This is a genomic window from Actinosynnema sp. NPDC059797 (genome assembly GCF_042732085.1).
Lineage (GTDB): Bacteria > Actinomycetota > Actinomycetes > Mycobacteriales > Pseudonocardiaceae > Actinosynnema.
In genome coordinates this window covers 23,670-37,419 of the sequence record NZ_JBHWIE010000051.1, presented here as the reverse complement: position 1 = coordinate 37,419, position 13,750 = coordinate 23,670, and the positions used below count along the sequence as shown (strand labels likewise).

General features: G+C 74.6%; 11 protein-coding genes. 5 read left to right on the top strand and 6 right to left on the bottom strand.

The window, feature by feature from the left end:
• Together ACFV4N_RS15880 and map are read left to right on the top strand one after the other, a co-directional pair.
• Positions 1-1,460, top strand: a 1,460-nt coding sequence (locus tag ACFV4N_RS15880) for a hypothetical protein (RefSeq protein WP_499673259.1), incomplete at its 5' end; no start/stop codon positions are given.
• Between the two features lie 45 nt (positions 1,461-1,505).
• Positions 1,506-2,363: a type I methionyl aminopeptidase gene (map, locus tag ACFV4N_RS15875; protein ID WP_499673258.1), complete on the top strand. Its 858-nt coding sequence runs from the start codon at positions 1,506-1,508 to the stop codon at positions 2,361-2,363.
• Here the strand turns inward: map and ACFV4N_RS15870 are convergent.
• Entirely contained in the window at positions 2,350-3,048 is a 699-nt protein-coding gene (locus ACFV4N_RS15870) for an alpha/beta fold hydrolase (RefSeq protein WP_499673257.1), read from the bottom strand. The two genes, map and ACFV4N_RS15870, sit on opposite strands and share 14 nt — an antisense overlap.
• A 42-nt stretch (positions 3,049-3,090) precedes the next feature.
• On the opposite strand from ACFV4N_RS15870, the gene ACFV4N_RS15865 reads away from it, so the two are divergent.
• Positions 3,091-4,614, top strand: a complete 1,524-nt coding sequence (locus ACFV4N_RS15865; RefSeq protein WP_499673256.1) for a cobyric acid synthase — start codon at positions 3,091-3,093, stop codon at positions 4,612-4,614.
• Between the two features lie 25 nt (positions 4,615-4,639).
• Here ACFV4N_RS15865 and ACFV4N_RS15860 read toward each other — a convergent pair whose 3' ends face one another.
• A complete protein-coding gene (locus ACFV4N_RS15860; RefSeq protein ID WP_499673255.1) occupies positions 4,640-5,542 on the bottom strand; it encodes an EamA family transporter in 903 nt (300 codons plus the stop codon).
• Between the two features lie 73 nt (positions 5,543-5,615).
• Between ACFV4N_RS15860 and ACFV4N_RS15855 the strand changes: the two genes are divergently transcribed.
• Positions 5,616-6,524 carry a LysR family transcriptional regulator gene (locus tag ACFV4N_RS15855; protein ID WP_499673254.1) on the top strand — a complete coding sequence of 303 codons (909 nt, stop codon included), beginning with the start codon at positions 5,616-5,618 and terminating at the stop codon, positions 6,522-6,524.
• 286 nt (positions 6,525-6,810) lie between these two features.
• On the opposite strand, the gene ACFV4N_RS15850 is transcribed toward ACFV4N_RS15855, so the two are convergent.
• Entirely contained in the window at positions 6,811-7,482 is a 672-nt protein-coding gene (locus ACFV4N_RS15850; RefSeq protein ID WP_499673253.1) for a FadR/GntR family transcriptional regulator, read from the bottom strand.
• A gap of 204 nt (positions 7,483-7,686) precedes the next feature.
• On the opposite strand from ACFV4N_RS15850, the gene ACFV4N_RS15845 reads away from it, so the two are divergent.
• A complete protein-coding gene (locus ACFV4N_RS15845; RefSeq protein WP_499673252.1) occupies positions 7,687-8,826 on the top strand; it encodes an MFS transporter in 1,140 nt (379 codons plus the stop codon).
• 122 nt (positions 8,827-8,948) lie between these two features.
• Here the strand turns inward: ACFV4N_RS15845 and ACFV4N_RS15840 are convergent, their stop codons facing one another.
• The 3 genes from ACFV4N_RS15840 to lon all read right to left on the bottom strand — a co-directional run bounded on the left by ACFV4N_RS15840 (position 8,949) and on the right by lon (position 13,550).
• Entirely contained in the window at positions 8,949-10,325 is a 1,377-nt protein-coding gene (locus ACFV4N_RS15840) for a mycothione reductase (RefSeq protein WP_499673251.1), read from the bottom strand.
• Positions 10,326-10,368: 43 nt separating this feature from the next.
• Positions 10,369-10,896, bottom strand: coding sequence for a YbhB/YbcL family Raf kinase inhibitor-like protein (locus ACFV4N_RS15835; protein ID WP_499673250.1), 528 nt, complete (start codon positions 10,894-10,896; stop codon positions 10,369-10,371).
• A 299-nt stretch (positions 10,897-11,195) separates the two neighbouring features.
• Entirely contained in the window at positions 11,196-13,550 is a 2,355-nt protein-coding gene (gene lon / locus ACFV4N_RS15830) for an endopeptidase La (protein WP_499673249.1), read from the bottom strand.
• Positions 13,551-13,750 lie beyond the last annotated feature (200 nt).

The window sequence follows — 13,750 nt, the reverse complement described above, 5'->3', positions numbered from 1 at the left end:
GCCGGTCCTACGACCACGACTTCTGGGTGGTGGGCTTCCCCGCCGGGCACCCGGACGGGCTCGTGGCCACCGGCAAGCTGCTCGGCGACAACGCGGCGCACTGGGTGCAGATGACCGACTTCTGGTCCGGCGGGCCGCGCGTGCGCCGGGGTTTCAGCGGCGCGCCGGTGGCGGACGTCACGGCGGGCGGTGTCGTCGGCATCGTCGTGGCGGAGTCGCCGCAGCAGGCGGAGAAGACGGCCTTCATGATCCCGACCCGGCTGCTGCTGCCGGACCCCGCCCCGGACCGCGTCGTCCCGCCGGTGCTGTCGTTCGGCGTGGTGACCGCGGGGGCGCGGGTCGAGGGCGTGCTGCGCGGGGTCGGCGGCCCGGTGACGGGCGCCGCCGTCGAACCGGGCGGCGTGGTCACCGCCGCGCCGCGCGACGACCACCTCGTGGTGTCGGCGGGCGCGGACGAGCGCGGGCGGCACTCGGCGGTCGTCACCGCGACCACGCCGGACGGGCCCGCCGAGGTGCCGGTGGACGTCGAGGTCGCCGGTGAGGCGCTGGACGCGTGGCCCGCGCCCGACGAGCGGCGCGTGCGGCGGCTGCTGCGCGGGTGGGCGGAGTGGCGCCGGGGCGTGCCGGACCGGCTGTTCGACGGCGAACTGGTCCTGCGCGACGAGTCGGTGTTCCGCCTGGAGGTGACGCGCGTCGTGGAGCTGCGGTCGGTGTCGGAGGAGTTCGCCCGGCTGGGGGCGGGACCGGCCCCGACCGGCCCCGACGAGTGGCCCCGGGTCCCGCGCGCCGCCTGGGCGACCGACGCGGTGACGGGTGTGCGGCCGGGGACGGTGGCGGTGGTGACCTGCGCCCGTTGCGACGAGCGGCACCTCGTCGCCTGCCGGAAGTGCGACGGGCGCGGCGCGGTCAAGTGCCCGACGACGGTCACGTGCGACGTGTGCCGGGGCGCGAAGACGACCCGGTCGGGGCAGGAGCGCGTGCCCTGCCGGGCCTGCCTGGGCCGCGGCAGCGCCACGTGCGGGAAGTGCGCCGGCGTCGGTCGCCGGGAGTGCCGCGACTGCGTCGCCGGTCGGACGACGTGCCCGCGCTGCGCCGGGAGCGGCAGGCACGTCCGCTACGAGGAGGAGCACGTCCGCCGCGAGGTGGAGACCCACGTGACCCACGACCGCTCGGGCGGTGGGGTCCGGGTGGAGCCGAAGGACCACGTCCCGCTGGCCCTGCGCGGTCCGACCGGGCTCGACCTGGTGCCCGAGGGGCCGCGCGAGCGCCTGGCCCGGTGGTTGGCCGCCCGGGCCGGGCCGTGGGCGGAGCGGGAGGTCCTGCGGCGGGTGCGGCTGTCCGCGGCCCGGGTCGTGGCGGTGGAGTACGGGCGGGGCGCGACGGCGTACGTCGTCGGGGACCGGGTCGTGGCGCCGGGGGCCGTGTGGCACGGCTTGAAGGGGCTCGCCCGGCGGGGGTGACGAGGTGGTGCGTGCCCCTTCCCGCCGCGCCGTAACCTGGAGGGCATGTCCGTGCGTGCCGTCCTCCAGCCAGGTGTGCAGTCCCCGCGTCGTCCCGTGCCCCCGCAGATCGAGCGGCCCGAGTACGTCGACCGGCCAGAACCCAGGCGCAACACCGATCCCTGGGTGCAGCCGCCGGAGGTCGTGGAGGCGATGCGCGTGGCCGGGCGCCTCGCCGCGCAGGCCCTCCAGGAGGCGGGCAAGGTCATCGTGCCCGGCGTCACCACCGACGAGATCGACGCGGTCGTCCACGAGTTCCTGTGCGACAACGGCGCCTACCCCTCGACGCTGGGCTACCGCGGGTTCCCGAAGTCCTGCTGCACCTCGCTGAACGAGGTCATCTGCCACGGCATCCCCGACTCGACCGTGGTCGAGGACGGCGACATCGTCAACGTCGACGTCACCGCCTACATCGGCGGCGTCCACGGCGACACCAACGCGACCTTCCTCGCCGGCGACGTGCGCGAGGAGGTCCGGCTGCTCGTCGAGCGCACGCACGAGGCCACCATGCGCGCGATCAAGGCGGTCAAGCCGGGCCGGCAGCTCAACGTCGTCGGCCGCGTCATCGAGTCCTACGCCAACCGCTTCGGCTACGGCGTGGTCCGCGACTTCACCGGCCACGGCATCGGCCGCACCTTCCACAGCGGCCTGGTCGTGCTGCACTACGACGCGCCGCACGTCCCGACGGTCATCGAGCCCGGCATGACGTTCACCATCGAGCCGATGATCACCCTCGGCGGCATCGAGCACGACATGTGGGACGACGGCTGGACGGTCACCACCCGCGACAAGAGCTGGACCGCCCAGTTCGAGCACACGATCGTGGTGACCGAGGACGGCTCGGAGATCCTCACCGTCTGCTGAGCAGGGGCGCCAGCGCCGCCGCGACCCGGTCGGGCGCGGTGGCGGCGGCCAGGTGGTGCGCGTCGAGCGACACCACCGGCCAGCCCAGCGACCGGGCCGCCTCGGCCGCGCCGTCGTAGGTCCGGCTGAGCCGCAGGTACGAGCACGCCCCGGTCCACGGCACGGTGGGCCGGGGCTCCTTGAGGAACGCCAGCGGCACCTCGGGAGCCTCGTCGACGATCTCCTCCAGCAGCCGCACGTCCGGCACCATCGCCGACAGGGCCTCGGGCGCGAACCAGAGGTCCCAGCGCGGCATCAGCCCCTCCCGCGAGATGGCCTTCAGCCGGGCCATGCGCTCCGGCGGCGCGCCGTCGCGCCAGCTCCGGCCGGGCGTGGGCAGCTCGGCGTCGAGGAACACCAGCCCGCGCACGGGCGTCTCCAGGGCGTCGGCGAACGCGGGCAGCAGCGGACCCGCGCCGCCGTGCCCGACGAGCACCAGCTCGCCCTCCGCGCCCGCGTCCTCCACCGCGTCGGCGAACACGCCGATCAGTCGCTGGTGCACGGGCGCGGCGTTCACCGTGACCCGCAGGTCGAGCAGGAGCACCGGGTGACCCAGTCGCTCCAGCGCCCCGGCGAGGGGCCGGAGGCTGGCCGGTCCGAGGTAGGGGCTGTGCACCAGGACTGCGGTGGCGGGCTGGTCGACCATGACGTGGATGATGTCAGCCTGGACCGACAGCGGGGGGTGTTCGTGCGCGGTGCGTTGCTGGTGGCCGGGACGACCTCGGACGCCGGGAAGAGCGTGCTGGCCGCCGGCCTGTGCCGCTGGCTGACCCGGCAGGGCGTCAAGACGGCGCCGTTCAAGGCGCAGAACATGTCCAACAACTCGGTGGTGACCCGGGACGGCGGCGAGATCGGCCGCGCCCAGGCGCTCCAGGCCGCCGCGTGCGGGCTGGAACCGAGCGTGCGGTTCAACCCGGTGCTGCTCAAGCCGGGCGGTGACCGCAGCTCGCAGGTCGTGGTGCTGGGCAGGGCGGTCGGCGAGGTGTCCGCGCTGTCCTACCGCGAGCGCAAGGCCGAACTGTTCACCACCGTGCTGGCCACGCTGGAGGGGCTGCGCGCCGACCACGACGTGGTGATCTGCGAGGGCGCCGGTTCGCCCGCCGAGATCAACCTGCGGGCGAACGACATCGCCAACATGGGGCTGGCGCGGGCGGCGGACCTGCCGGTGCTGGTGGTCGGCGACATCGACCGCGGCGGCGTGTTCGCGCACCTGTTCGGCACCCTCGCCCTGCTCGACCCGGCCGACCAGGCGCTGGTCGGCGGGTTCGTGGTGAACAAGTTCCGCGGCGACCCGGAGCTGCTGCGGCCGGGCCTGGACCAGTTGCGCGCCCTCACCGGGCGGCCCGTGCTCGGCGTGCTGCCGTGGCGCGAGGAGCTGTGGCTGGACGCCGAGGACTCCCTGTCCTACGCCGCGGACGGCGTCATCGGCCGCCCCGAGCCGCCGCGCGGCGACCAGTGGCTGCGGGTGGCCGTGGTCCGGCTGCCGCGGATCTCCAACGCCACCGACGTGGAGGCGCTGGCGTGCGAGCCGGGCGTGTCGGTGCGGTTCGTCACCGAGCCGTCCCGGCTGGCCGACGCGGACCTGGTGGTCGTGCCGGGTTCGAAGGCGACCGTGACCGACCTGGCGTGGCTGCGCGCCACGGGCCTGGCCGACGCGATCACCGCGCACCCCGGCCCGGTCCTCGGCATCTGCGGCGGGTTCCAGATGCTCGGCAGGCACGTGTCGGACGACGTCGAGTCGAGGATCGGCCACGTGCCCGGCCTGGGGCTGCTCGACGTGGACGTGCGCTTCGAGGTGGACAAGACCCTGGACCAGCCGCGCGGCACGGCGTTCGGCGAACCGGTGACCGGGTACGAGATCCACCACGGGCGGGTGGTCCGCAACGCGGAAGAGGGCCTGGTCACCCTGTCGGACGGCACGCCGGAGGGCGCCCTGCGGGGGCGCGTCGCCGGCACCCACTGGCACGGCCTGCTGGAGAACGACGCGTTCCGCCGGGAGTTCCTGCGGTGGGCCGCGGGCCACGCGGGTCGCGCCGGTTTCGCGCCCGCGCCGGACACGTGCTTCGCGGGGCGCCGGGAGGCGCAGCTCGACCTGCTCGGCGACCTGGTGGCGGATCACCTGGACGTGGGCGCGGTGTCGGCGCTGCTGGAGCGCGGCGCGCCGGCGGGCCTGCCGGTCGTCCCACCGGCGGGCGCGCCACCCGCGGGGTGACGGGGGCGGCGCGCCCGCCCCCGGCTCAGCGAACCGCCACGGGCTCGTCGACCGCCGGTGCGGGCGCCGCGGGCGAGCGCCGCCTGACCGTGGCCGCGGCCATGCCCAGCACCACCAGGCCGGCGCCCGCCAGCCGCGGCGCCGTGGTGGCCTCGTCGAGCAGCAGCCACCCCGACAGCATCCCGGTCACCGGCACCAGCAGCGCGAACGGCACCACCGCGCTCGCCTCGTACCGGCGCAGCAGCAGGTTCCACAGGCCGAAGCCGAGCAGCGTCGACACCCACGCGACGAACAGGACCGCGCCGACGCCCGTCCAGCTCAGCGACCGCAGCGCGGCCAGGTCCGCCGCCGCGCCCTCGAACACCAGCGACAGGCCGAGCAGCGGCGGCACGGCCAGCGCGCTCACCCACACGATGAAGTTCAGCTGGTCCGGCGGCTGGGCGCGGCGGGTGGCGACGTTCGCCAGGCCCCACGCCACCGCGCCCAGCACCACCAGCGCGAACGCCGACAGCGAGCCGCCCGCGCCGTGGTCCAGGGCGATCACCACGATGCCGGCCGCCGCCACGGCCATGCCCGCGAGCTGCGCGGGCCGGGGCCGCTCGCGCAGCAGCACGGCCGCGAACAGCACGGTGAAGAACACCTGGCTCTGGAGCACCAGCGACGACAGGCCGGCGGGCATCCCGGCGGCCATGCCCAGGAACACCAGCCCGAACTTGGTCACGCCCAGCGCCAGCGCCACGGCGACGACCCACCGCCACGCCACCTTGGGCGCGCCGACGAACAGCAGCGCGGGCACCGCGGCGGCCAGGAACCGCAGCGCGGAGAAGAACAGCGGCGGGAAGTCGCGCAGTCCCACCTTGATGACGACGAAGTTGACGCCCCAGATGGTGGCGACGAGCACCGCGAGGGCGGCGTGGCGTGGCTTCACGCGGATCACTCTCGACGCCACGACCGTTTAGCACTAGCAATTAGTTCTGAAGCTTTTGGTTTAGCATCGCTGCATGTTGGATCTCGGTCGGCTGCGCGCCCTGCACGCCGTGGCCACCCACGGTTCGGTCGGCGCGGCGGCCACCGCGCTCAGCTGCACGCCCTCGGCGGTGTCGCAGCAGATCGCCAAGCTGGAGCGGGAGACCCGCACCACGCTGCTGGAACGCCGGGGTCGCGGTGTCGCGCTCACCGACGCGGCCCACCTGCTGGCCGGCACCGCCGGGCAGGTGCTGGCGCTGGTCGAGCGCGCGGAGGTGGCGCTGGAGGAGCAGCGCGGCGAGGCGGTGGGGCGGTTGCGCGTGGGCGCGTTCGCCACGGCCGCGCGCGGCCTGCTGCCCGCCGCCCTGGTGGCGCTCGCCCGCGACCACCCGCGGCTGGACCTGCGCGTGGTCGAGCTGGACCCGCCGGACGGGCTGGACGCGGTGGCGCGCGGCGAACTGGACCTGGCCGTCACGCACGACTGGGTCAACGCGCCGCTGCCCGTGCCCGAGCCGGTGTCGCGGACCCGCCTCGGCGAGGACGTCGCGGACGTGCTGCTGCCCGCGGGGCACCCGCTGGCCGACCGGTCGGCGGTGACGCCGGAGGACCTGGCCGGCGAGCGGTGGATCTGCCAGCCGGAGGGCACGATCTGCCACGACTGGCTGGTCAACACGTTCCGGGGCGCGGGTCGGGAGCCGGACCTGGCGCACCGCGTCGCGGAGTACGAGACGCAGTTGGCGCTGCTGGCCCGGGGGATCGGGGTGGCGCTGCTGCCCCGGCTGGGCCGGGGCGCGCTGCCGGACGCGGTGCGCGCGGTGCCGTTCGTGCCCACGCCGACCCGTCGCGTGTTCGCGGTCTGGCGCACCCAGGCGGGCCGGCGACCCGCCGTCACGGCCGCCCTCGCGGCCCTGCGCGGCTGCTGGGAGCGGCGGGAGACCGCCTGAGCCCCGGGAGCGGCGCGAGGCCGCCTGAGCCCCGGGAGCGGCGCGAGACTGCCTGGTCCTGGGAGCGGCGCGAGGCCGCCCGCGCCGACGACGTGGCACGGCGCTGCCGCAACCCGCCCGGCCGACTTGCCAGGGTGCCTCCCGCGGCGCCGCCGCTGTGGTCGCCCGCCTCGGTGCCCACCCCGGCATCAGCCCCCGTGTCGGCCTCCGGTGTCGGCCCCCGTGTCAGCCTCGGTGCCGGCCTCCTGTGTCGGCTTCGGCGTCGGCCCCGGTATCGGCCTCGGCGTCAGCCCTTGTGGCGCTCCAGCAGGTCCTCCAGGAACCCGCCCGCCTCGGCGGCTGCGCGAGCGGGGTCGCGGTCGCGCACCGCGTCGAGCAGGCCGGCGTGCGACACGTGCTCGTCCTCGTGGTCGGTCTCCACGGTGGCCGTGATGCTGGCCCGGACCGCCTCGGTCAGGCCCTGGTACAGCTCGGCGAGCAGGGTGTTGTGCGAGCACTGCACCAGCAGCACGTGGAACGCGGTGTCGCGCTCGACCAGGCGGGCCCAGTCCTTCGCGCCCAGCGCCTCGTCCCGCTGGGCCAGCAGCTCCTCGAGCCGGTGCAGCTCGTCCTCGGTGCGGTGGGCGGCGGCCAGGCGCGCGCCCTCGACCTCCAGCGTCCGGCGGACCTGGAGCACCTCGCGCAGCTCGCTGCCGCACATCCGGCGGACCGCGCCGGACAGCTCGCTGGTGGCGCGGACGAAAGTGCCGTCGCCCTGGCGGACCTCCAGCAACCCGGCGTGGGAGAGCGCGCGCACCGCTTCCCGGACGGTGTTGCGACCCACGCCCAGGGCGGTGACCAGCTCCGGCTCCGGCGGGATGCGGCGGCCCACCGGCCATTCACCGGCGGCGATCGCTCCCCTCATCTGGTCGATCACCTGGTCGACGAGCCCGGCCCGCCGAGTAGTGGCCAATGGCACAGGTCCATCCTTTCATCCGAACATCCCATGTCTGCAATAGTAATGCGCGTGACGATCCAGCACACCGAGCCAGACCCGTCACCGTCGATGGTCCACATTGCCACCGAAACCGGTGCCAAGGCGACGATCGCGGCCCATCCTGCTGGTGATGCTGCCGGTCCCGGAGGGCGGAGCAGGCGGGTTGCCCTGGTCGGCAGCACCCTGTTGGCGATCGGCGTAGCGCTGGCCGCCGCGAACCTCCGCCCCGCGGTCACCAGCCTGGCCTCCGTGCTCGGCGACGTGCGCGCCTCGCTCGGCGTCTCCGCGGCCTGGACCAGCCTGCTGACCGCCGTGCCGACGCTGTGCTTCGGCTTCGCCGCGTTCCTCGCGCCGTGGCTCGGCCGCCGCCTGGGCCTGGCCCGCGCGGTCGGCCTGTCGCTGGCCGTGCTGACCCTCGGCCTGGTGCTGCGCGTGGTCAACGGGCCGTCGACGGTGCTCGGCGGCACGTTCATCGCCTGCGCGGGCATCGCGGTCTGCAACGTGCTGATCCCGGTGGTGGTGAAGGAGTCGTTCCCGAACCGCGTGGGCCTGGTGACCGGCATCTACACCGCCGCCCTCGCCGCCGGCGCGGCGGTCGGCGCCGCCCTCACCCCGGGCCTGGAGTCCCTGCTCGGCTCGTGGCGCCTCGCCGTGGGCGCCTGGGCGGCCCTGTCGCTCGCCGCCCTGCTGGTGTGGGCGGCCGGCGCCCGGCACGGCCGCGAGGTCCGCACCACCGAACTCCCCGCCCCGGCGGGCAGGTCCATGCTGCGCCGCCCGCTGGCGTGGGTGATCACGGTGTTCTTCGGCCTCCAGTCGCTGCTCGCGTACACCGTGATGGGGTGGCTGCCCCAGATCCTGGTCGACGCCGCCGGCGTGGACCGCGCCACGGCCGGCCTGCTGCTGGCCGTCACCATGGTGCTCGGCGTGCCGGTGAGCCTCGTCGTGCCGCCCCTGGCCGCCCGCCGGCCCGGTCAGTCCGGCCTGGTCGCGGTGCTCGGCGCGCTGTCGGTGCTCGGCGTGCTCGGCCTCGCCCTGGCCCCGTCCGCCGCGCCCGCCCTGTGGGTGGTGCTGATCGGCGTGGGCATGGGCATCTTCCCGCTCGCGATCGTGATGATCTCGCTGCGCACCTCGTCCGGCGCGGACACCGCGCGCCTGTCGGCGATGGCCCAGAGCATCGGCTACCTGATCTCCGCGACGGGCCCGTTCGCGTTCGGGGTGCTGCGCGGGGCGACCGGGACGTGGACGGTCTCGATGCTGGTCCTGGCGGGCCTGCTGGTGCTCCTCACGGCCCTGGGCTGGATCGCGGGCAGGCCCCGCACGGTCTAGCTGATAACACCTCGCGCGGCCCACGCGATGTGCCGGTGGCGGAGGGAAGTGGAAAGCCCGGCCGTTCGAGGGGTCCGGCCGGGCTTCCGCGTCTTCGGTCTTCGTCGCGAGGGTCTTCGCCGTCAGTACTCCAGCGGCAGGTTGAGCAGCGCGTTCTCGACCACCTCGGGCATGCCGGGGTGGATCCAGTACTGGCCGCGCGCCATCGACTTCGCGTCCAGCCCGAAGCTCATCGCCTGGATCAGCGGCTGGATCACCGTCGGCGCCTGCGGCCCGATCACGTGCGCGCCCAGGATCTCCCCGGTGGCCGGGTCGGCCAGGACCTTCGCGAACCCGGTCGTGTCCTCCATCGCCCACCCGTACGCGATCGACGCGTAGGCCTGCGACGCGGCCACGTACCGCAGGCCGCGCTCGACGGCCTGCTCCTCGGTCAGCCCGACCGAGGCGATCTGCGGCGAGGTGAACACCGCGGCCGGCACGTGCCGGTGGTCGGCGGCGATCGGCTCGTCCGGGTGCAGCAGGTTGTGCTGCACGACCCGCGCCTCGTGGTTGGCCACGTGCTTGAGCTGGTGCTCGTTGCTGATGTCGCCCAGCGCGTAGACGCCCTCCACGGAGGTCCGCTGGTGCTCGTCCACGACCACCCGGCCGTCCGGGTGCAGCGCGACGCCGGTGGCGGGCAGGTCGAGCAGGTCCGAGTTGGGCGTGCGGCCGACCGCGACCAGCAGCTCCTCGGCGTCCACGAACTCCGAGCCGTCCGGGCCCTCCAGGTGCAGCCGCACCACGCCGTCCACGCGCTCGGCCCGCACGGCCTTGCGGTTCAACCGCACGTCCCACTTCTCCGACGCGAGTCGCGTGAACCGCTCGGCGACCTCCCGGTCCTCGCGCCGCAGCAACAGGTCGGACCGCGCGACGAGCGTGACCGCGACCCCGAACGACGAGAACACGTGCGCGAACTCCGCCGCCACGAAACCGCTGCCCAGGATCGTCAGCCGGGGCGGCAGCGCGTCGAGGCGCATGATCGTGTCGCTGGTGTGGTAGCCGACCGAGGCCAGGTCCGCGACGTCCGGCACCACCGGGCGGCTCCCGGCCGCGATCACGAAGCGGTCGGCGGTGATCGTCTCGCCGGTGCCCGTGTCCAGGGTCTTCGGGCCCACGAACCGGGCCGTGCCCTGGAACACGGTGACGTTGGCGTTCTCCTCCGCCCGCCACCGCCTGCCGCCCTCGGAGATCGGGTCGATGCGCCCGAAGATCCGGTCGCGCACGTCCGTCCAGCGCACGCCGTCGAGGTGGGCGTCCACGCCGAGCCGCGCGCCGGAGGCGGGAGCGGCGGCCACGTCCGCGGTGTGCACGAACATCTTGGTGGGGATGCACCCGACGTTCAGGCACGTGCCGCCGAAGACGCCCTTCTCGACGATCGCGATCCGCTGGTCGGCGAACCTCTCGTCCGCGATGGAGTTGCCGGAGCCGGAACCGATGATGACCAGGTCGAAGTGCCTCACGTCGTGCTCCAACCCGCGACGCGGGGCACTTGTTCCCGGCACGTCAGTGCGCGTAGGTCGGCACGATCAGCGCCCGCGCCAGCGTGTGGAACGCCAGGTTGAAGCTCACCACGGCGGGCGAGGCGTCGCCGTCCACGTCGAGCTTCTCCACGTCCACCGCGTGCACGACGAAGTAGTACCGGTGCACCTGGTCGCCGGGCGGCGGGGCGGCGCCGCCGAACGCGCGCGTGCCGTAGTCGTTGCGCACGTGGAACGCGTCGCCGGGCAGCGCGTCGTCGGACGCGCCCGCGCCGGTGTCGAGGGACGTCACCGAGGCCGGGATGTTCACCGCGACCCAGTGCCAGAACCCGGAGGGCGTCGGGGCGTCCGGGTCGAAGCAGGTGACCACGAAGCTCTTGGTCTGCTCCGGGAACCCCGTCCAGCTCAGCTGCGGCGAGGTGTCGCCGCCGTCGTGGACCTGCGCCTGCGGCAACGCCTGCCCGTCCTCGACGTCGGTCGAGGAGACGGTGAACGACGGCACCTGCGGCAGCAGCGAGTAGGGGTCGGGCGCGACGGGGCGCTCAAGGCTCATCGGGTCCTCCACACGTGATCACGTCGGACGGCACGACCCTATCGCCGCCCGAACCACCCCGCAGACGGCACCGCGTGTCCTCCACTCCAACACCGCGTGTCCTCCGGTCCGGCACCGCGTGTCCTCCAGTCCGGCACCGCGAGTCCTCCGGTCCGGCACCGCCAGCTCACCGCACAGGACCCCCGAGCGTCGGGCTCGGGGGTCCTGGACGTGGGACACGCGGTGTCCGAGTGGACGACACGCGATGCCCCGGTGGAGGACACGCGGTGTCCGAGTGGAGGACACGCGGGGTGGTGGGGTCAGGCGGCGGTGGTGGTGGCGGTGGCGGCCGGTTCGAGGGCCAGGGTCAGGACCTCGCTGACGTCGCCGACCAGGTGGACGGTCAGGGCGTCGCGGACCTGCTCCGGCACGTCGTCCAGGTCCGGCTCGTTGCGCTTCGGCAGCAGCACCGTGGTGATGCCCGCCCGGTGCGCGGCCAGCAGCTTCTGCTTGACCCCGCCGATCGGCAGCACCCGGCCGGTGAGCGAGACCTCGCCGGTCATGGCCACGTCCGACCGGACCGGGCGGCCCGACAGCAGGGACGCCAGCGCCGTGGTCATGGTCACGCCGGCCGAGGGGCCGTCCTTCGGCACCGCGCCCGCCGGCACGTGGACGTGCACCCCGCGCTCGGCCAGCGCCTCCGCGCCCGCGTCGTGCGACTTCAGGTACGACAGCGCGATCTGCGCCGACTCCTTCATCACGTCACCGAGCTGCCCGGTCAGCGTCACCCCGGCCGACCCGGTGCCCTTCGGTGCCAGCGACGCCTCCACGAACAGCACGTCGCCGCCCGCGCCGGTCACCGCCAGCCCCGTGGCCACCCCCGGCACGGCGGTCCGCTCGGCCGACTCCGGCGTGTGCTTGGGCGAACCCAGGTACCCGCGCAGGTCCGGCACGTCCACCGGCACCGGCAGCTCCGCCTCGCCCAGCGCGACCCGGGCCGTCACCTTCCGCAGCACCCGCGCCAGCGAGCGCTCCAGCTGCCGCACGCCCGCCTCGCGGGTGTACTCGCCGGCCAGCTTCCGCAGCGCGGCCTCGCTGATCGAGACGTCCTCCGGCGTCAGGCCGGCGCGCTCGACCTGCCGGGGCAGCAGGTGGTCGCGGGCGATGGTGACCTTCTCGTCCTCGGTGTACCCGTCGAGCCGGACCAGCTCCATGCGGTCCAGCAGCGGGCCGGGGATGGACTCCAGCACGTTGGCCGTGGCCAGGAACACCACGTCCGACAGGTCCAGCTCGACCTCCAGGTAGTGGTCCCGGAACGTGTGGTTCTGCGCCGGGTCCAGCACCTCCAGCAGCGCGGCGGTCGGGTCGCCCCGGTAGTCCGCGCCCACCTTGTCGATCTCGTCCAGCAGCACCACCGGGTTCATGGAGCCCGCCTCGGAGATGGCGCGCACGATCCGACCCGGCAGCGCGCCGACGTAGGTGCGCCGGTGGCCCCGGATCTCGGCCTCGTCCCGCACGCCGCCCAGGGCGACCCGGACGAACTCGCGCCCCATGGCCCGCGCGACCGACTCGCCGAGCGAGGTCTTGCCGACACCGGGCGGGCCCACCAGGGCCAGCACCGCGCCGGACCGCCGCCCGCCGACGACGCCCATGCCCCGGTCGGCGCGCCTGCGCCGCACGGCCAGGTACTCGACGATGCGCTCCTTCACGTCGTCCAGGCCCGCGTGGTCGGCGTCCAGCACGGCCCGCGCGCCCGCGATGTCGTAGGAGTCCTCGGTGCGGTTGTTCCACGGCATGTCCAGCACCGTGTCCAGCCACGTGCGGATCCAGCCGACCTCGGGTGACTGCTCGGCCGTCCGCTCCAGCTTGTCGACCTCGGTCAACGCGGCCTTGCGCACGTGCTCGGGCAGGTCCGCGCCCTCGACGCGCGCCCGGTAGTCCTGCTCCTCGGTGGCGGGCTTGCCGTCCAGCTCGGCCAGCTCCTTGCGGATGGCGGCCAGCTGCTGGCGCAGCAGGAACTCGCGCTGCTGCTTCTCCACGCCCTCCTTGACGTCCTTGCGGATCGTCTCGGCGACGTCCAGCTCGGTCAGGTGCTCCCGGCCCCACTCGATCAGCTTCTCCAGCCGCTGCCCGGTGTCGGGGGTCTCCAGCAGCCACACCTTCTGCCCGTCGTCCAGGTACGAGGCGTACCCGGCGAGGTCGGCCAGCGCCGACGGCTCGTCGACCTGCTTCACCGAGTCGACCACCTGCCACGCGCCGCGCTGCTGGAGGATCGACGTGACCAGCGCGCGGTACTCGCGGGCCAGCTCGCGGGTGCGCTCGTCGGCCGGCGGCACGTCGGCGATCGTCGCCTCCACCCACAGCGCCGCGCCGGGCCCGGTCGTGCCGGTGCCGATGCGGACCCGCTCGGTGCCGCGCACCACGGCCGCGCGCTCGCCGCCGGACAACCTGCCGACCTGCTCGATCACGCCGAGGGTGCCGACCTTCGCGTACTTGCCGTCCAGCCGCGGCACCAGCAGCACCTTGGACTGGCCGCCGGCGGCGGTCGCGGCCTCGACCGCGGCGCGGGCCTCGGCGGTGGCGTCGGCGCCGCTGAGCCGGATCGGCACGACCATGCCCGGCAGCACGACCACGTCGTCCAGCGGCAGCACCGGCAGCGCCAACGTCTCGCCCATGATTCCTCCAAAGTTGAGTCTGACTGGCTCAACCAAGGTGAGCGCGGGATTGTTTCCGGCTCGTGTTCGCCCTGAGCGAGCGGCCCCGATCGAGTCCGAACCACCCCGAAGCGGGCCGGAGGACCCGAACCGCGGGAGGTGCTGCGGCTTTCGGGTGCACTTCACCCCGCAGCCCCTGCCCTCACCTCGCGTGACCGGCA